At 62.0% G+C, this 17,427-nt stretch carries 18 protein-coding genes; 6 read left to right on the top strand and 12 right to left on the bottom strand.

Features of this window, described 5'->3' with window-relative positions; genetic code table 11:
• Positions 1-13: 13 nt before the first annotated feature.
• Positions 14-817, bottom strand: a complete 804-nt coding sequence (locus M1E05_RS15650) for a hypothetical protein (RefSeq protein WP_461163483.1) — start codon at positions 815-817, stop codon at positions 14-16.
• Positions 818-877: 60 nt separating this feature from the next.
• Between M1E05_RS15650 and M1E05_RS15645 the strand changes: the two genes are divergently transcribed.
• The 5 genes from M1E05_RS15645 to M1E05_RS15625 all read left to right on the top strand — a co-directional run bounded on the left by M1E05_RS15645 (position 878) and on the right by M1E05_RS15625 (position 4,904).
• Positions 878-1,441, top strand: a complete 564-nt coding sequence (locus M1E05_RS15645) for a prepilin peptidase (RefSeq protein ID WP_458113626.1) — start codon at positions 878-880, stop codon at positions 1,439-1,441.
• A 167-nt stretch (positions 1,442-1,608) separates the two neighbouring features.
• On the top strand, positions 1,609-2,214 hold the full coding sequence (locus M1E05_RS15640) for an META domain-containing protein (RefSeq protein ID WP_461163482.1): 606 nt from the start codon (positions 1,609-1,611) through the stop codon (positions 2,212-2,214).
• A 77-nt stretch (positions 2,215-2,291) separates the two neighbouring features.
• The gene (locus M1E05_RS15635; RefSeq protein ID WP_461163481.1) at positions 2,292-2,762 is read left to right on the top strand and encodes an NUDIX hydrolase; all 471 of its coding nucleotides are present in this window, start codon (positions 2,292-2,294) and stop codon (positions 2,760-2,762) included.
• Positions 2,763-3,180: 418 nt separating this feature from the next.
• The gene (locus M1E05_RS15630) at positions 3,181-4,284 is read left to right on the top strand and encodes an S-(hydroxymethyl)mycothiol dehydrogenase (protein WP_461163480.1); all 1,104 of its coding nucleotides are present in this window, start codon (positions 3,181-3,183) and stop codon (positions 4,282-4,284) included.
• The gene (locus M1E05_RS15625; RefSeq protein WP_461163479.1) at positions 4,284-4,904 is read left to right on the top strand and encodes an MBL fold metallo-hydrolase; all 621 of its coding nucleotides are present in this window, start codon (positions 4,284-4,286) and stop codon (positions 4,902-4,904) included. The genes M1E05_RS15630 and M1E05_RS15625 overlap by 1 nt, the downstream gene beginning before the upstream one ends.
• A 93-nt stretch (positions 4,905-4,997) precedes the next feature.
• Here M1E05_RS15625 and M1E05_RS15620 read toward each other — a convergent pair whose 3' ends face one another.
• From M1E05_RS15620 to M1E05_RS15595, 6 genes are all read right to left on the bottom strand, one after another.
• Positions 4,998-5,216: a hypothetical protein gene (locus M1E05_RS15620; protein ID WP_458113631.1), complete on the bottom strand. Its 219-nt coding sequence runs from the start codon at positions 5,214-5,216 to the stop codon at positions 4,998-5,000.
• A gap of 128 nt (positions 5,217-5,344) precedes the next feature.
• A complete protein-coding gene (locus M1E05_RS15615) occupies positions 5,345-6,154 on the bottom strand; it encodes an IclR family transcriptional regulator (protein WP_458113632.1) in 810 nt (269 codons plus the stop codon).
• 365 nt (positions 6,155-6,519) lie between these two features.
• Entirely contained in the window at positions 6,520-7,203 is a 684-nt protein-coding gene (locus M1E05_RS15610; RefSeq protein WP_461163478.1) for a GntR family transcriptional regulator, read from the bottom strand.
• A gap of 297 nt (positions 7,204-7,500) precedes the next feature.
• Positions 7,501-8,925: a class II fumarate hydratase gene (locus M1E05_RS15605; protein ID WP_309106882.1), complete on the bottom strand. Its 1,425-nt coding sequence runs from the start codon at positions 8,923-8,925 to the stop codon at positions 7,501-7,503.
• A 97-nt stretch (positions 8,926-9,022) separates the two neighbouring features.
• Positions 9,023-9,637, bottom strand: a complete 615-nt coding sequence (locus M1E05_RS15600; protein WP_458113634.1) for a carbonic anhydrase — start codon at positions 9,635-9,637, stop codon at positions 9,023-9,025.
• Positions 9,638-9,647: 10 nt separating this feature from the next.
• Positions 9,648-10,319: a DUF4245 domain-containing protein gene (locus M1E05_RS15595; RefSeq protein WP_461165264.1), complete on the bottom strand. Its 672-nt coding sequence runs from the start codon at positions 10,317-10,319 to the stop codon at positions 9,648-9,650.
• 200 nt (positions 10,320-10,519) lie between these two features.
• Between M1E05_RS15595 and glpX the strand changes: the two genes are divergently transcribed.
• Positions 10,520-11,554, top strand: a complete 1,035-nt coding sequence (gene glpX, locus M1E05_RS15590; RefSeq protein WP_309106884.1) for a class II fructose-bisphosphatase — start codon at positions 10,520-10,522, stop codon at positions 11,552-11,554.
• A gap of 106 nt (positions 11,555-11,660) precedes the next feature.
• Here glpX and M1E05_RS15585 read toward each other — a convergent pair whose 3' ends face one another.
• The 5 genes from M1E05_RS15585 to M1E05_RS15565 all read right to left on the bottom strand — a co-directional run bounded on the left by M1E05_RS15585 (position 11,661) and on the right by M1E05_RS15565 (position 17,351).
• Entirely contained in the window at positions 11,661-12,632 is a 972-nt protein-coding gene (locus tag M1E05_RS15585; protein ID WP_461165263.1) for a lipid II:glycine glycyltransferase FemX, read from the bottom strand.
• A gap of 2 nt (positions 12,633-12,634) precedes the next feature.
• Positions 12,635-13,885, bottom strand: a complete 1,251-nt coding sequence (gene manA / locus M1E05_RS15580; RefSeq protein WP_461163477.1) for a mannose-6-phosphate isomerase, class I — start codon at positions 13,883-13,885, stop codon at positions 12,635-12,637.
• 79 nt (positions 13,886-13,964) lie between these two features.
• Positions 13,965-15,608 carry an LCP family protein gene (locus M1E05_RS15575; RefSeq protein ID WP_461163476.1) on the bottom strand — a complete coding sequence of 548 codons (1,644 nt, stop codon included), beginning with the start codon at positions 15,606-15,608 and terminating at the stop codon, positions 13,965-13,967.
• A gap of 10 nt (positions 15,609-15,618) precedes the next feature.
• Positions 15,619-16,206, bottom strand: a complete 588-nt coding sequence (gene purE, locus M1E05_RS15570; protein WP_458113638.1) for a 5-(carboxyamino)imidazole ribonucleotide mutase — start codon at positions 16,204-16,206, stop codon at positions 15,619-15,621.
• Positions 16,203-17,351 (bottom strand): 5-(carboxyamino)imidazole ribonucleotide synthase, encoded by a 1,149-nt coding sequence (locus M1E05_RS15565; RefSeq protein WP_458114445.1) that lies wholly within the window; start codon positions 17,349-17,351, stop codon positions 16,203-16,205. The genes purE and M1E05_RS15565 overlap by 4 nt, the downstream gene beginning before the upstream one ends.
• Positions 17,352-17,427 lie beyond the last annotated feature (76 nt).

Here is a 17,427-nt window from a genome sequence, read left to right as displayed (position 1 = left end):
GTGTGCCGGAGAGTCACGCGCCATCGGGGATATCCCAGCTGATGTGGCGGCGGACATCCGTCAGGTTCATGGACTCGGCCAGGAACAGATCATCAAGCATGTACTCATCCACCGCCAGGATCTTCAGCCAATGACCTTCAGCAGGGCCATCCAGCCAACTGGCGGCAACGCACACGCCCGTGCCGACGTCGACCCTCACCAGGTTGCGGCCCTCGCGACAGAGCGGTGCTGACGGATCAGTTGGCCGATAAGCGGCGTTTGGGACCACTATGGCTTGCATGGCCGGCCGCCCCTCATGATCCACTTCAGTGATGGAATGCAGCTCGACAGCATTCAGTTTGGGGAATTCAGCCGGAACCGGGGAATTTCCGGCCAGTTCGACGGGGTCCAAGGCGGCTGCGAAGCGGCCGTTGCCAAAACAGGGCTCACCGTAGGCGGCCTCGGGACGGCGCCGGACCAGCCCGCCGTCGTCGTAAACGGGTGTGACAAGCTGTGGCGGCAGCAGCCAGGACTTCCTGGTGGAACTGACGTAAAGGCCGTCGCGGGAGTCGTTGATGCCGGTGGTGCTGTGCAGGACTGTGCCATCGGCTGATTCGAGGCGCAACGCTCCAGGCCGCCGCAACCATGCCCGGACCATAAGGGCCTCAGGGACTTCGTCCGCTGCCGGGGAACCAGAGGGCTGTTCCCGGTACTCAAAGCGGAGGGTCTGCCACTTCCAGGGCGAGGACCGGCAGAGGTTCCGGAACCGTGTAGGCGCGTCCATGGTGCCATTCTGCTGGGCGGATTCCGCCTGGTGCTGGCTGTCCCACGACCACATATCCACAGTTTACGCGCGGGCGTCGGCCGCCGGCCGTCAAAAGCCGGTAGCATCCGGAGAGTGATCCGACGACTGGACGAACTGTGGGAGGCCACACCGTTGGCCTTCTGGCTGGTGTTGGCAGCATGCGCCTATTTTCTGGTCATGGCGGCGTGGCTCACGGTCATCGACGTGAAACACCACCTGCTGCCGAACAGGATCGTTTTTCCTTCCTATGGTGTGGCCGGCGCCCTCCTGCTGGGAGCCACGACGGTGTATGCGGTGTCGGGGGCACTTGCGGCTTCGGAAGCGCCCGACGACGGCGGAGCTTCCCTTTGGGGGATACCAGGACTGCGCATTCTGGCAGGCGCTGGAGTCATGTGGCTCTTCTATTTCATTCTCCGACTGGTGTACCCGCCGGGCATGGGATTTGGTGACGTCAAGCTTGCTGGAGTGCTGGGAATCTACCTCGGCTATCTTGGCTGGGCGCACGTTTTTGCCGGTACCTTTGCCGCTTTCCTCTTTGGTGGATTGTGGAGTCTCGGACTGCTGGCCGCCCGGCGGGGAACTCTCAAATCAGACATCCCTTTTGGCCCGTTTATGCTGGCCGGGACCGCGACGGCGATGGTGTTTCTTCCGGCCTAACGACTGGCGCTCTGGGTGACCCCGCGGAGTACTGCATCGAGCAGGAAGTTGTCGGGTGCCGAAATTGCCGCCAATCCGTTACCGGAACGCCTTTCCTCCATACCTTTGTGGGCGGACACTGGGAACCGCTACACAAGGTCCTAAGGGTGAAGGGGGAGACTGTGAAAGTGGCGGGCAGCCTTTTGAGCAGGAAGGCGCGGGTACTCCCTCTTGCGGTGGCGTTGGCAGTTGCCTTGGGAGGATGCGGTGATCTGCCCGGGGCACCTGCTGTGAAGCCGACAGTGCCCGTAGCCAGCACGCTCTCCGAACCCCCGGTGCCTCTTGATTCGCTGTCGGAACCCGGCGTGCCCCAGGAGACAATGCCCGCCGGAACGACCACGCCGTATCCGCAACCCAGCTGTCAGGGTGGACCATTGGGGTGCCGTGCGTTTACCTCTGTTGGCGGACGGGACGGCACTGGCGAGCTCGAATGGCTCAAAGCCCAGCCTCTTGAGGTGTCGTCCATTTTTATGAACAGCACCTGGACAATTGCCGTGAAGACTCCCTGCAACATGATGAGCGTGGGCGTGACAGTCAAAGGAAATCTACTGATTCCCGGTATGACTCTCTTAACGCAGATGGCGTGCCAGGGCCCGGAAGACAGCTATGAAAACTGGACTCATGAGCTCTTCAAACAAGCGGTGACCTGGGAGCTGGCGGGGGAGTCCTTGGTGCTGCGGAACAGCCACGGCACCGTGGAGCTGAAGGACTCCGGGCCCATTCCCTACGGTTAGGCCAGTGCCTTTGAAATGTCCCTGCCGTTCACCTTTCCTATCCCTTTCCGTTATGGATCCTCAGCTAGGCTTGCTTGATGGCGACTCCGGAGTACATTCTCAAAATCCGTCAAAAGATCGGCAACGACCCGCTGTGGCTGCCGGCCGTCCGGGGCATTGTCTTCGACGATGAAGGCCGGGTGTTGCTGGGCCAGCGGGCAGACAACAGGCAGTGGGCGCTGATTACGGGAATGCTCGAACCAGGGGAGCATCCCGCACCGGGCATCGTGCGCGAGATCTTTGAAGAGACCGCGATCATCGCCGAACCCGAGCGTGTGGTCTCCGTAGGCACTGTGGGCCCGGTGACATTCCCCAACGGCGATGTTTGCGAATTCCTCGACGTAGCTTTCCGCTGCCGCCACGTCGCCGGAGAGCCTCGGGTCAACGACGACGAATCACTGGCCGTGGGCTGGTTCAGTCTGGACGAACTGCCGGAGCTCATGCCCGGCCATCTGGCGAGTATCCACCTCGCACTGGATCCTGCCGAGGCCGTTCACTTCGAACCCTAAGGCCGTGCAGTACATGCCGACGTCAGTTGGTGGTGCCTGCGTTCGGAACCGCTAGGCCCAATTGCCAACAGTTGCCCTCAAATGTTGTCCCGGCTTCCCGCCCGGCCCTGCTGGTTGGATAAAGCCTCGGCCTGCTTCTGCAGCAAGCGGTGCTCCGCGACTGTATTGACACCCTTGCCTGCTGACTGTCATATTTTCCAGTACGCGCTTTTTGCATCTTGTTGTGTAATACGCAATTGCTGGACAGGTTCACTTCGCGGCCTTCTCGATCCGACAAGGGATCCCAGCCAGCCCAGGAGCCATCCCTTTGGGTGCAGCCAGCCGCCCTTTTGGGTAGCTCAATACTGGCTCCGCAACTCTTAGGATTTGTTAGTCGGATCGGCGACATTCGTCCGATCAACGAAAGGAACAGAAGTAAATGGTGCACAAAGTAAAGGCCGTAATCTCCAGGGCAAAGAACGCTCCCGTTTCTGTAGAGACCATCCTGGTGCCGGACCCTGGTCCTGGCGAGGCCTTGGTGGACATCCTTACCTGCGGGGTCTGCCACACCGACCTGCACTACAAGCAGGGCGGAATCACCGATGATTTCCCCATCCTGTTGGGCCATGAAGCCACCGGGGTCGTCAGCGCCGTTGGTCCCGGCGTTACCGAGGTTGCAGCCGGGGACCGTGTCATCCTCAACTGGCGGGCCGTCTGCGGCAATTGCCGGGCTTGTGCGAAGGGACAGCCCCAGTACTGCTTCAACACGTACAATGCCACGCAGAAGATGACCCTTGAGGATGGAACAGAACTTTCTCCCGCCCTGGGCATCGGCGCCTTCGCGGAGAAGACCCTTGTAGCTGCCGGGCAGTGCACCAAGGTGGATGAGGACGTCGATCCCGCGGCCGTCGGGCTGCTTGGCTGCGGTGTGATGGCCGGGATTGGGGCCGCCATCAACACTGGCGAGGTCAAGCGCGGCGAGTCCGTCGCCGTGATCGGTTGTGGCGGCGTGGGTATCGCAGCCATCGCCGGCGCGAAGCTGGCAGGTGCCACCACGATCATCGCCGTGGATATCGACGCCAACAAGGTGGAGCTGGCAAGGACCCTTGGTGCCACCCATGGGATTGATTCCTCGAAGGAGGACCCGGTCGAAGCTATTCGGTCCCTGACCGGTGGCAACGGTGCCGATGTGGTGATTGACGCCGTCGGCCGTCCTGAGACGTATAAGCAGGCGTTCTACGCCCGCGACCTTGCCGGCCGCATGGTGCTGGTGGGCGTCCCGACGCCGGACATGAAGCTCGAGCTGCCGCTGCTGGATGTCTTTGGCCGGGGCGGCTCCCTGAAGTCCTCCTGGTACGGGGACTGCCTGCCGTCCCGCGACTTCCCGATGCTGGTCCAGCACTACAAGCAGGGCAACCTGGACCTGGACGCGTTCGTCACGGAACGGATCACCATTGACCAGGTGGAGGAGGCCTTCGAAAGGATGCATGAGGGCAAGGTCCTCCGGTCCGTTGTTGAACTCCCTGCGGCGGTGAAGCTCTGATGGCCGTGACCATTGAGAACCTGGTCACCTCGGGAACTTTTTCGCTCGACGGTGGCACCTGGGACGTGGACAACAACGTCTGGATCGTGGGGAACGACGACGAATGCGTGATCATCGACTCCCCGCATGACGCTGCCGCAATCATCAGCCAGGTCCGTGGCCGGAAGGTGCAAGCCATCCTCCTGACCCACGCGCACAACGACCACATCGGGGCGGCCAGGGAAGTTGCTGAGGCAGTTGACGCGCCCGTCTACCTGCATCCTGACGACCAGATGCTGTGGGAACAGGTCTATCCCGGCGACAGGCCTGAGCGGGACCTTGCCGACGGAGATGTCATAGAGGTGGCAGGGGCCACTCTGCGGTCTATCCACACCCCCGGTCATTCGCCCGGCTCCACATGCTTCCTGTTGGAGGGGGAAGGAACGGTGTTCACTGGAGACACCCTCTTCAACGGCGGACCTGGCGCCACTGGCAGATCCTACAGTGATTACCCCACCATCCTCACGTCCATCCGGGAGCGCCTGCTGACACTTCCTCCCGAGACTGTGGTGCGCACGGGCCATGGCGACAACACCACCATTGGAGCGGAGCGGGAGACGCTGGCGAAGGTTTCACAGTAGCCAGCGAATTCGACTAAGGCGCGTCGGGATTACCTGGCGCGCGCCTTAATGGCGTCCGGGACAAAGGAGAGTGGGCCGGCTAAGCAGCACTTCTTACACGGGATTGTTTCCTTCGGACTGCTTATCCGGATCCAGGTCACTGCCGTAGCCACTGGCTGAAGCGAGACCCGCCACTTGCTGCCCTGCATTTGTTTGTCCCGGCGCAAAATCATTCTCTGCGGCGTCTTGGGTGTCGCCCACGGACTCGGGGGCCACATCCTTCCGCAGGTGTTCGTCTGAAGGCAGGCTCTCTGGAGATTCTCTGTTTGCCATCCTCATAGGAAATCACCAGTGACAGATAGGGGCAAGGGCCTCTTTTCCGAGGGGGCGGCATTACAGGGGCAAGGTGGTAGGGGCGGCTGCTCAAGCGTCGGCGTGGAGGAACCGATGCAATGAGTCCCTTACCTCCGAGTGAAGCCCATGTTCGCGCTGATCTGCATCCCTGCCTGCTTCAGCGCCTCAGCGAGTCCCTGCGTCTTCTCCGGATCGAAACGGAAAGCCGGCCCGGAAATACTGACGGCGCCGATTACGGTTCCCACGTGGTTGTACACCGGAACAGCCATGGAGTTGAGCCCGATCTCGAACTCCTCCCGGGCAACCGCGTAGCCATTGCGCGAAACGTCCAGCAGTTGGCTTTCCAGCTTTCCCCTGTTGGTGATGGTCCGGGGAGTCCTGGCAGGCGTTCCGGTTTCCTTCAGGATCCGGTCCCTCTCTTCGGCTGAAAGCGCCGCCAGCAGGACTTTTCCGCTGGATGTAGCGTGAAGCGGCGTGAGACTGCCCACCCAGTCGTAGGTAGCCAATGTTGAGGGGCCCATTGCCTGATCCACATTCACCGCGTAATTGGATCGCAGAACGGCCAGGTTCACTGTTTCCTTGTATTGCTCGGCCAGGTTCTCCAGCACAGGGCGGGCCTCCCGCACCAGGCTCAGCCTGCCCGGAATGGAGCTGGCCAGTCTCAGGATGCCAAAGCCCAGCTGGTACTTTCCGCGCTCGCTGTTCTGATGGACCATCTCCCTGCTGACCAGAGAGCCGAGCAGCCGTGAAGCAGTGGATTTGTGAATGTGCATCTCTTCAGCGATTTCACTCACGCCGGCATGGCCGTCCCGGGCCAGGATCTCCAGCACAGCAAGTGCCCGGTCTACGGACTGCACGCCACCTTGCTGCCCGCCCTCAGCCTCAATGTCCGATTCAGGGTCAGTGTTCGAAGCCATTTTCCACACTCTCGAGTAGTTTCTGCGGTCCGCATACCCGCCAGACGGCCGCCTGTAGGGTTCTCTCGATTAGTTCCACAGTGTCGATCCTAGACCGGGAAATGTGACCAAGCTGACATTCCATTAAGCGAGTTGGTGCGCAGGTCAAAGCCGGCGTTTCTTTGGTCTCCGACCAGGCATTCCGTCTGGGCCCCGGCCGTGCGACACTTGAGAAATCGATCGGCCTGGGGGACCAAGTCAGGAGATTATTGTGGCTGGATGGGCGTACCTTATAGCCGGAATCATGACCGTGGACGCACTCTTGCTGGCACTGGTGCTGCTGAACGTGAACTGGCCAAAACTCCGGAAGCGCAGGTAGGCACTCGCTACAGAACTTTGCGGATGGTCTGCTCAAAGCTCGTAACATGGTGAAGGGCCAGCTCGCCTGCTTTGTCGGCGTCACCCTCAGCCACTGCCTTGAGTAAGTCCACATGCTCAGTGATGTGGCCACTGACCGACGGGACTTTGTCCAACACCAGGCACCAAATACGTGTCGCGAGATTGTCGTAGCGGATCAGGGTGTCTTCGAGGTGAGGATTTGCGGCGGCCTTGTAGATCAACCGATGAACTGTCAGGTCATACCGCATGAGATCCCGGGACTCCGCGGGGCTGGGGTCCATGGTGGCAATGGTCGTGGCCGTGGCCAGGAGCTCCTGCCGCATCGGGGCACTTGCCCTCTTTGCTGCGCGACGTGCTGCGAGCGGCTCCAGGAGTTCGCGGATCTCGGAGACGTCGGCAAGTTCAGTGAAGTCCACGCTGGTGGCGAACGTTCCTCGCCGTGGGTAGGAGACCACCAGATGGTCGATCTCAAGACGTTTGATGGCCTCCCTTACAGGAGTGCGCCCATAACCAAGCTCAGCTGCCAGCTGTCCGTCATTGATGGGCTCGCCGGGCCTGATTTCCAGCATGATCAGCTTGTCGCGCAACTGCCGGTAGGCTGCCTCTGCCTGGGACAGGACGGTATCTTCTGCCGGCGGCAGGACGGGAAGTGCGTTCAAGGGACTCTCCATTCCTCGGTATCTGGCCGAAGCGGAATCTTCGTGAAGCCTACTGACTCTGCTGTGATCCAATCCTAACATCGCGCCTGAGAATTGATATATCAGTCATCTAGCGAAAGGTGCTGCTGCAGATCCTGGCTTAACCCGGTACAGCCCCTACTCTGTCCATAACGACGGCGGCCCGTTACCTTTCGTGCGAAAGATGCCGGGCCGCCGTCGGATTGGTTAAAGCCGTCGAACTCCGCCTGGGGCCTCCGCCGCCGAGGGTTCCCTGGCTGAGCGCAGCGAAGCAAGGGAGGCGGTGGGGACCTATGCCTTGTGCGGAGGCCTCGTCATGGACATCACGTCGAGGGCCGTGTCCAACTGCTCTTCGGTCAGTTCGCCGCGCTCGAGGAAGCCCATGGCCACCACTGTTTCGCGGATGGTCAGGCCCTCAGCAACCGCCTTCTTGGCGATCTTGGCTGCGTTCTCGTAGCCGATGAACTTGTTGAGCGGGGTGACGATGGACGGGGAAGCTTCCGCGAGGAAGCGGGCACGCTCAACGTTGGCTGTAATGCCGTCGATCATCTTGTCGGCCATCACCCGGCTGGTGTTGGCCAGCAGGCGCACGGATTCCAGAAGGTTGGCAGCCATGACCGGGATGCCGACGTTCAACTCAAAAGCGCCGTTGGTGCCGGACCATGCGATGGCGGTGTCGTTGCCGATAACTTGGGCGCACACCATGATGGACGCTTCGCAGATGACCGGGTTGACCTTGCCGGGCATGATCGAGGAGCCGGGCTGCAGGTCAGGGATAGCGATTTCGCCCAAGCCCGTGTTGGGACCCGAACCCATCCAGCGGAGGTCATTGTTGATCTTCATGAAGGAGATCGCGATGTTGCGCAGCTGGCTGGAAGCTTCGATGAGGCCGTCACGGTTGGCCTGTGCCTCGAAGTGGTTGCGGGCCTCTGTCAGGGGCAACCCGGTGTCTGCGGCCAGCAGTTCAATGACGCGCTCCGGGAAGCCTGCCGGGGTGTTGATTCCCGTGCCAACAGCGGTGCCACCGAGGGGAACCTCGGCAACGCGGGGGAGTGAAGCGTTGATCCGCTCGATGCCGTAACGGACCTGCGCCGCGTAGCCTCCGAATTCCTGGCCCAGGGTGACAGGGGTGGCATCCATCAGGTGGGTGCGGCCGGACTTTACGACGTCCTTGAACTCGACGGCCTTCCGGTCCAGCGAATCGGCCAGGTAGCCCAAGGCCGGGATGAGGTCGTTGATGAGGGCCGAAGTTGCGGCGACATGGACGGATGTTGGGAAAACGTCGTTGGACGACTGCGAGGCGTTGACATGGTCGTTCGGGTGGACCACCTTGTCGCTTCCGGCGGAGGTGAGGGCGCGCGAGGCGAGCTCGGCGATGACCTCATTGGTGTTCATGTTCGACGATGTACCCGAACCGGTCTGGAACACGTCAATGGGGAAGTCGCCGTCGTACTTTCCCGAAGCGACCTCATCGGCAGCGTCGGCAATCGCCTGGGCAAGCTCGCCGTCGAGCACTCCCAGTTCTGCGTTCGCCAGGGCTGCAGCTTTCTTTACCCGCGCGAGCGCTTCGATGTGGGCGCGTTCGAGGGTCTTGCCGGAGATGGGGAAGTTCTCCACTGCACGTTGCGTCTGGGCGCGGTACAGTGCGTTCACGGGGACGCGGACTTCGCCCATCGTGTCATGTTCAATGCGGAACTCTTCAGTAGTGGAAGTCATGGGGCTAGCTTAGGTCGCTAGGGCCCTGCACTGAAAACCATGAAGGGCCCCGCTGTCCGCTGTTCCCGCGAGCCGCGCTGGACCCGCCGGAACCCATTTACAGGTCTCCGACTCCGGAAATGAAGTGAGCGCGGCCTTCTGCAAGACTGTAAGAGAGCCCAATGACCGCCACCCGGCCGGTTTCAATTGCGGTGGAAATCACACGCGAACTATCCACGAGCCGTTGCGACGTCTGCTTGACGTGCTCAACCACCATGTCGTTGACCTCGTGCTGGTCGTTCCGGAGTGACGTCAGCACTGAAGGCGTGATCCGCTCCACGAGGTCGCGGATGAAGCCAATCGGCATTTTGCCGGTCTCGACGGCCGTCTTGGTGGCGCTGACAGCGCCACAGCTGTCATGCCCCAGTACCACGATCAGCGGCACGGCCAGTTCGCTGACGCTGTACTCCAGCGAGCCGAGGACGGCGTCGTCAATGACCTGCCCGGCGGTGCGCACCACAAAGGCATCGCCGAGGCCAAGGTCGAAGATAATTTCGGCAGCAAGCCGGGAATCGGAACAGCCGAAGATGACAGCGAAAGGGTGCTGGTTCTCGACCAGAGAGGAGCGCCGGGATGCGTCCTGGTTCGGATGGGAGGATTGACCGGTAACAAAGCGCTCGTTGCCTTCGCGAAGGCGGCGCCATGCCAGCGCAGGAGTCAGATAAGTAGCCACGGCCAATACCTTACGGCGAAGGGGCGGCCGAAGGTGAAACTGTTGCGGGAGGGTTACTGTTCAGGGACTGGACGACGGCGGCCGCCAGCACCGAAAACTCGTCCAGCTGTGCAGCCCCGGTCAGCACCACTGTGGTTCCCCTGTGGACCAGGACCATGCTTTTCTTGCCTTTTCCGGAATCCCGTAACTCCCAGTCCAAGCCTCCGGCGTTCCGTTTTCCTGTTACCGGGGCGTTCTCAACCTGCTGCACGAGCCAGGTCGGATTGGCTTGTACCGTCTGGGCCAGGCCGATAAACGCCTCTTTAGGCGTGACGTAGCCGATTTCCCAAGTGGGCACTCCGCTTTCCGTTCCGGATTCCCACCGCGCGTAATTGGGGCTGTATGTGTCGCCGGGATTGGGAGCCACCGGTGTGAATCCGGCCACATCCGCAGCATTCTGTGCCACTGCACTGACGTTGATGTCGGGCCGGAAACCGTCACTCTTCGGAGCGGGGTTCATCAGGACGATGGGAAGGAACGCGGCAATGCTCACGGCCAGCGCGATGATCATTCCGATAACCGATGCATTGGCCCGTTTCGCTGCTGCAGCGGGGATTACGGGCTTGATCTGGGTTTGGACGGGGGCGTCGGGAGCGGTGCCCGCGGCTGGTGCCGGGGCATTGCTGACGGGCTTGTCCTGCATATCACTCACCCCTCTATAGTCGCTTATTCCCAGGACGTTCTCACACTCGGTCCGTTTGGCGGTGAGATGCTGCCGTATTTCCCGGCCGAGTCATTTCGCGACCTTCGCTTGCGGCCGCGACTATGATCGAAGCAGAGGAATCACCGTACGGACTTCCGGCCGTACGGGTTCAATGATCGCCACTCAAAGAAGAGGTCCACGTGTCACCTGCGTCTATTACCCAGAAGTACTCCACACTTTCTCCGTCGCTCGCCGTCGGGCTGGACGAGCCTGACCGCAACCTCGCCCTTGAACTTGTCCGCGTCACCGAGGCTGCAGCAATTGCCGGCGGCCACTGGGTTGGCTTCGGGGACAAGAACAAAGCGGACGGTGCCGCCGTCGACGCCATGCGTTCCTTCCTTCAGACCGTCCACTTCAATGGCGTTGTGGTCATCGGTGAAGGCGAAAAAGATGAAGCACCCATGCTCTTCAACGGCGAGCAGGTCGGTGACGGCACCGGCCCCGAGTGTGACGTCGCCGTCGACCCCATCGATGGAACGCGACTGACCGCCCTGGGCATCAACAACGCACTCGCCGTTCTGGCCGTTGCCGAGCGCGGTTCCATGTTCGACCCCTCTGCGGTGTTCTACATGGAGAAGCTGGTCACCGGCCCGGAAGCCGCCGATATGGTTGACCTGCGTTTACCGGTGAAGCAGAACCTGCACCTGATCGCCAAGGCCAAGGGTGTCAAGGTCAACCAGCTTAACGTCATGATCCTTGACCGCGACCGGCACCGCCCGCTCGTGGAGGAAATCCGCGAAGCCGGAGCCCGCACCAAATTCATCATGGACGGCGATGTTGCCGGCGCGATTGCTGCAGTCCGTACCGGCACAGGAGTCGACGCCCTGATGGGCATCGGTGGCACCCCCGAAGGCATCGTCGCTGCCTGCGCCATCAAGTCACTTGGCGGCGTGATCCAGGGCCGGCTGTGGCCCACCAGCGATGACGAGAAGCAGAAGGCCATCGACGCCGGCCATGATCTTGACCGCGTGCTTTCAACGAACGATCTCGTTACCAGCGACAACTGCTACTTTGCCGCGACGGGCATCACCGACGGTGACCTCCTCAAGGGCGTGCGCTACGCCAAGGACAAGGTCCTCACCCAGTCCATCGTGATGCGCTCCAAGTCCGGCACCATCCGCTTCGTAGACGGCGAGCACCAGGCGAGCAAGTGGGAAGGCTACGCCCGCCGCTAGGCGCGCACGCTCTGCCCCTCCGCGAACAGGCAGCTAATGACCTCCAACCCAACGGTTGCGGTCATTGGCTGCCGTCTCGCGTTAAGGGCCCGGCGTCGAGAGCGGTTCAGCTCCCGGTTCGCGCGGGGACTTTCCTTCGGAGGGCTTTCGCCTTGTCCCGGGCTTTGCGCGCGAGCTGGTAGGCGGAGTAGCGGATTTTCTTGACCGGGAGATCCCACGTGCCGGCGTAGGCAACTTCGTGGCCGCCGAAGGACTTCTTGAAGGCGGTAAAGCCCGCCCACTTATGGTCAGGTTGGTCCGAGGGGGCCACGCCCCAGAGATCCACGTACTTGAGCCCTTTTTCCTTGGCCTCGGCAATGAGGGTCACCAGCAAGGGGATCCCGGCGCTGAGCTTCCTATGGGTGTCGTCCAGGGCGGCATGGGCGTACGTCCGTGTGTCCGCGGAATCATAGGCCAAGGCAGCTGCGATGGGCCCGCCATGGAGTTCGGCGATGTACAGCGTGGCAGCGCCTGCAGGCATAAGCGAAGCTGCCACCTGCCGCAGGTATTCATCGCTTTGGGGCTTGAAGCCGTTCCGCCTGGCCGTCATGTGGAGGAAGTTAAGAAGCACTCCGATGTCTTCCGGATCCTGCGAACTGCGGAAGGTCACACCCTTTTTGTGGATGTTCCGGTAGAGATTGCGGTTGACCGGCTTCATGGCAGCAAGGATGTCCTTGAAGTCCGGCTCCAGGTCAATAATCCAACTCAGTTCAGGCTGCTGGTTCGTCGGCGCCGGTTCGAGTCCACGACGCCGCAGCAGGGCCTCGGCTTCATCGGAGGGAAGCCCCGCCTTGACGGGCTCGATCCGGACACAGACTGCACCGCACCGCTTCGCCAGCGCCACCAGCGGTGCCAAGGCCTTGTCGAACGACTCCAGAGAATCAGCCACCGGACCGTACGGCGTGTACAGCACCGTCCCGGCCGGATTCTTCTCTTCGATGGCCAGGAAGCTCCAGCCCGGGCCGGACTCCTCATGCACTGCCCTGCCGAGGGAGCGCTGGAAGCCGGCCCACGCAGGGGATTGCAGGAAAGACTCCACGATCACGCCCTCAATGCTGTGGTCACGGCAAAAGCACGGGCAGTTTCCGTCGCCCCGGACACTGGATGGATGTTCACAGGCGCCTCCGCTGCGGGCACATATGCACTCCCGCCTCGGCCGAGGTGAAGATCTCCCTTGGGGGAGTCGAGCAACACAGAGCCGGAAACCACGATGATCAGGGCCGCCCCGGACTGCGCGACCGGCACGGGCTCGGCCCCTGGTGCAAGCACGACATGCTGCAACTGGAACTCCTTGAACGGCGGGCAGTACAGCTCCTGCCCCAAACCCGACAACTCGGGCGCGAGCATGGGCACCGCAACAGCCGAGAAGTCAATGGTTTTGAGCAGTTCCGGGACGTCAATGAATTTCGGCGTCAGGCCGCCGCGGAGGACGTTGTCTGACGACGCCATGACCTCGATGCCCAACCCGTGCAGGTAAGCGTGGATGTTGCCGGCAGGAAGATACATCGCCTCGCCGGGCCTGAGCGAAATGCGGTTCAGCAACAGAGAAATCAGCACACCAGGATCGCCCGGGTAATGCTCGTTCAGCTCAAGGGCCGTGGCGAGTTCCTTCTCGTAGGGCTTCTGGATCAAGCCCGCCTTTACCGCACCGACAAGGTCCCCGACGGCGTCGGAAACGTCCTGGCCTCCGCTGATCAGGCGCGTAAATGCTGCCCTGAGCCCTTCAGATTCCGGGTTCCCCTTCAAGTCCTCCTTAACGTGGCCTAGAACAGCCGGAACGTCCAACGACAGTTGCTCCATGGAACGCGCAACATGCTCCAGCAAAGCGAGGCTGGAGGGAATCGGACGGAATCCACAGAGTGCCTCGAACCCCGTCACCGCGAAGATCATTTCAGGTTTGTGGTTGTTGTCTTTATAGTTGCGTTCCACAGCATTGCGGTCCACTCCGGCAGCTTCCTCCCGGGCAAAACCTTCTCTGGCCTGCTCAAGCGTGGGATGGACCTGCAGGGACAACGGGCTCTCGGCAGCCAGCACCTTCAGGAGGAACGGCAGCCGGGGTCCAAACTCAGCCATGCTTGCAGCGCCGAGGTGGTGCGCGGGGTCGGCGGCGATGAGGGCGTCCAGCCTTTGCATACCTCCGTCGGCCGTCTTCGCGACGGAAGGGGCGCCGGGGTGGGCGCCGAGCCATAGTTCGGCTTCCGGTCCGCCGGACACCGGCCGTCCCAGAAAGCCTGCTATTGCCGTCTTCGAACCCCAAGCGTAAGGGCGGAGGACATTCTCAATTTCGTACAAAACCAGGAATCCCTATCTTTTGCTGCTTCGTATGGCTGCATCGTGTGGCCGGCTTACTGTCGTCGGCGGCCGGGAGGGTTTATAAGGGTGCGCACTGGCCGTTGGTGGCTACGAGCTCGCGGATCGACTGTTCGTCGCCGTTGCGTTTGAACTCATTCAGCAGTTCCGCTGTGATCGGTTGCCCGTCGGGCGTTGTGGTCACAGGTGTGAAGTCCGACGGCGCCGGAGCGGGCTGCGTCAGGGGCACCCCAGTGACCGGTCCCGCCGCCATGGGCCAACCGCCGGAGGCGGCCCGCCGGGCCGGAGGGACCATGGCGTCGTCCAGGGCACCAGCCGACGGGGACGCCTGGCTGCCCAGCAGTTGGCGCACTTTGTCGTGGATAATGCCGAAGTCCGGGACAGTGGAGAAGGAGGCATCAAAGTCCGGCGGGCCGATAGTCAGGCGGGCGACGTCCTGCCCCTTGGCCTTCACTGCAAGATCCACAAAGCTCCCCAGCTGGGAAGCCGAGATGTTGGAGTCCACCACCTTGGTTCCGGCCTCGGCGATGTCCTGGAATTTGGACAAGAGGGTAGCCGGGTCCAATTGCTTCAGCATGGCTTGCTGGACACATTGTTGCCGCTGGATGCGTGAATAGTCGTCCACAAATTCCCGCGACCGGCCATACCAGAGCGCGTGGTGACCATCCAGATGCTGTTCACCTGCAGGAATCCACCCCTCCGGCATGCCATGGATCCCGTTCGCCTCGTCCACCATCGGGCCGCTCATGGGAACCCACCCTCCGGCCTTGATCCTGATGCCGCCCATGGCATCGATGAGCTTGGAGAAGCCCTCCATGTCCACGAGGACGTATGCCTGCACCTTGATGCCGAGGGAGCCCGAGACGGCTTCGAGAGTTGCCTGTGCACCTGGGTCGGACACACCGGGATACAGATCCTGGTGTTCATTGGTGACCTCGGTGTTGATGGCGTTGATGAGGCATTCATTGCCGCAGTCATAGCCGTCAGGGTAAATCTGGCGCATCGGCGAGTCTTCGCTGAACTGTGCGTTCTGCAGGTTGCGGGGGATGGAGATAATGGCTGTCTTGCCGGTTTCGGCGTCGACGCTGATCACGGACAGGCTGTCAGGACGTCGTCCGGTGCGGTCCGCACCGGCGTCACCGCCCATCATTAAGAAGTTGTACCTGCCCTCTGAGGGTTCGATGGCGGGCCCTGTTGCATTGAAGATACTGCCGATGGCGTTTCGGCCGACGTTCAGCAGATAGGCAGCATAGCCCAGGGAACCGCTGCTCAGGACCATGGCAAGTACCAACGCAGCGCCGACGACGGGCCGGACGCGGGGCTCAAGAAGGACGGGACGGATCAGCCGGAGGGTATTGATGAACAAAATGGCCCATCCCACCGCCAGTGCAACCAGGAGCAGGATGAGAATCAGGGATGTGACCGGGTTGGTGACGATTCCGATCAACAGCGTCCGGTTCGTTGCTACCAGGACAAGCAGGAGCACAATCAGCGCCCAGGCTGCCAAGGTCACACGCAGGGCACGCCGGCCCAGTCTGCGGTCGCCGGCAACAATCTGCGCGCTGCCGGGCACGAACAATGTCAGCAGGACCAGGACGAAGGCACGCTTGGTCCTGACGGGAGCCGCTGCACTGCCGGGATGACGTACCGGGTCCGTCAGGGCGCCACCTTGCTGCTCATCCCTGTGTAGTTGGGTGTTGGACATCTTGTGCTCCCTAACGGCTGCCCCGGCGAATGACGTTTCCGTCGGAGAACACTTCGCCGGCTTTCTGGCGGAGGGCCTCGCCCTTGCGGGTGGCGACGTTGTTGAGTTCCTGCGCAAATTCCAGCAGCTCGCCGCGGAGACGGAGGGCGAGTTCATCGGTCCCGGAGGCGAGCGTCCGAACAGCGAGCAGCCCTGCATTGCGGGCCCCACCGATGGAGACTGTCGCTACCGGCACTCCGGCCGGCATTTGCACGATGGAGAGCAGGGAATCCATGCCGTCAAGGGTCTTCAGCGGAACAGGGACGCCGATGACAGGCAGGGGCGTCACCGACGCCAACATTCCCGGCAGGTGGGCGGCCCCGCCTGCACCTGCGATGATGACGCGCAAGCCGCGTTCATGGGCGGATTGGCCGTAACGGATCATTTCGAGAGGCATGCGGTGTGCCGACACAACGTCCGCTTCAAAGGGGATTCCAAACTCTGCCAAGGCATCGGCGGCGGCTTCCATGACCGGCCAGTCGGAGTCCGAGCCCATGACCAGGCCCACAATGGGAACGGGCTGTGCGGTGCCGGAAGGAGCCGCAGATTCGCTGGTCATGAGTTCTCCTCGGAAGTTGCAGCTGCTGCCTGGGCAGGACGCCGGCCGTCACGGATGGTGGCGGCGACCGTCGTCGCGCGTTCCCTGAGGGATTCAACATCCGCCGCCGAGGCGCCCACCAGGTTGACATGGCCTATCTTCCTGCCGGGACGCACCGCTTTGGCGTAGCAGTGCACCTTGGCAGCCGGCTCGACGGCGAGGGCCAGGTGATAGGCCGAATATAGGTCCTGGTTCTCTCCGCCCAGGAAGTTTTTCATGACCGCCACTGCGCCAAGGACGTCGGTGGCGCCGAGGGGAAGGTTGAGGACCGCACGGAGGTGCTGTTCGAACTGGCTGGTCACCGATCCGTCCTGGGTCCAGTGGCCGGTGTTATGCGGGCGCATGGCCAGTTCGTTGATCAGGAAACCTGCGCCTACCCCTGGCGTCTCGAACATTTCCACAGCCATGACGCCGGTCACTCCGAGCTCATTGGCGATGCGGACCGCTGCCTCTTCGGCGGCCGCAGCCACATCGAGCGACATGCCCTGGGCTGGGGCGATAACCTCGTCACACACTCCGTCCACCTGCACCGTGTGCACCACAGGCCAGGCCCGGGATTCACCGTCCGGGGTCCGGGCGACGAGGGCCGAGAGTTCCCTGCTGAAATCGACCTTGGCTTCAGCCAGGAGGGGGTTCATGGCGTCGAACCAATCGCCGGCGGCAGCTGCTTCCTCCGGTGTTGCGATAATCCGCACCCCTTTGCCGTCGTAGCCGCCCCGGGGCATTTTCAACACCACGGGCCAGCCGGTTTTGTCACCGAACTCAGTAAGTTCCCCTACATCGTGCACAGCCGCCCACGCCGGATTAGGGAGCTCTAAACGATCGATGGCGGCACGCATGATCAGCTTGTCCTGGGCGTTAACCAAGGCATCGGGTCCGGGTTGAACGTTGACTCCTGCCTCCAGGAGGGCGCGGAGGTGTTCGGTGGGGACGTGCTCGTGATCGAAAGTCATAACGTCAAGGCCGCGGGAGAACTCCAAGAGGGCGTCCAGGTCCTTGTAGTCGCCGACGGGAGCGGTGGGTACCGCCGAGACTGCCGAAACGTCGTCCCCTTCGGCCAGAACGCGGAGTTCGAAACCGAGGGCGGTAGCTGCAGGGGCCATCATGCGCGCTAATTGGCCGCCGCCAACTACGCCGATTACTGGAAAAGTCACATGTGCCAGCCTACAGAACGGGGGGCCG

The sequence above is a fragment of the Arthrobacter sp. R4-81 genome (assembly GCF_054792365.1).
Note: the sequence above shows the minus strand (reverse complement) of the source record. Positions and strands in the feature narration are given on the sequence as shown.

Bases quoted from the DNA above. Each gene is read 5' to 3' on its own strand.
- M1E05_RS15650 (WP_461163483.1), bottom strand. From the start codon at position 817: ATGTGGTCGTGGGACAGCCAGCACCAGGCGGAATCCGCCCAGCAGAAT.
- M1E05_RS15635 (WP_461163481.1), top strand. From the start codon at position 2,292: ATGGCGACTCCGGAGTACATTCTCAAAATCCGTCAAAAGATCGGCAAC.
- M1E05_RS15630 (WP_461163480.1), top strand. From the start codon at position 3,181: ATGGTGCACAAAGTAAAGGCCGTAATCTCCAGGGCAAAGAACGCTCCC.
- M1E05_RS15625 (WP_461163479.1), top strand. From the start codon at position 4,284: ATGGCCGTGACCATTGAGAACCTGGTCACCTCGGGAACTTTTTCGCTC.
- M1E05_RS15620 (WP_458113631.1), bottom strand. From the start codon at position 5,216: ATGGCAAACAGAGAATCTCCAGAGAGCCTGCCTTCAGACGAACACCTG.
- M1E05_RS15615 (WP_458113632.1), bottom strand. From the start codon at position 6,154: ATGGCTTCGAACACTGACCCTGAATCGGACATTGAGGCTGAGGGCGGG.
- M1E05_RS15610 (WP_461163478.1), bottom strand. From the start codon at position 7,203: ATGGAGAGTCCCTTGAACGCACTTCCCGTCCTGCCGCCGGCAGAAGAT.
- M1E05_RS15605 (WP_309106882.1), bottom strand. From the start codon at position 8,925: ATGACTTCCACTACTGAAGAGTTCCGCATTGAACATGACACGATGGGC.
- M1E05_RS15595 (WP_461165264.1), bottom strand. From the start codon at position 10,319: ATGCAGGACAAGCCCGTCAGCAATGCCCCGGCACCAGCCGCGGGCACC.
- M1E05_RS15575 (WP_461163476.1), bottom strand. From the start codon at position 15,608: ATGTCCAACACCCAACTACACAGGGATGAGCAGCAAGGTGGCGCCCTG.
- purE (WP_458113638.1), bottom strand. From the start codon at position 16,206: ATGACCAGCGAATCTGCGGCTCCTTCCGGCACCGCACAGCCCGTTCCC.
- M1E05_RS15565 (WP_458114445.1), bottom strand. From the start codon at position 17,351: ATGATGGCCCCTGCAGCTACCGCCCTCGGTTTCGAACTCCGCGTTCTG.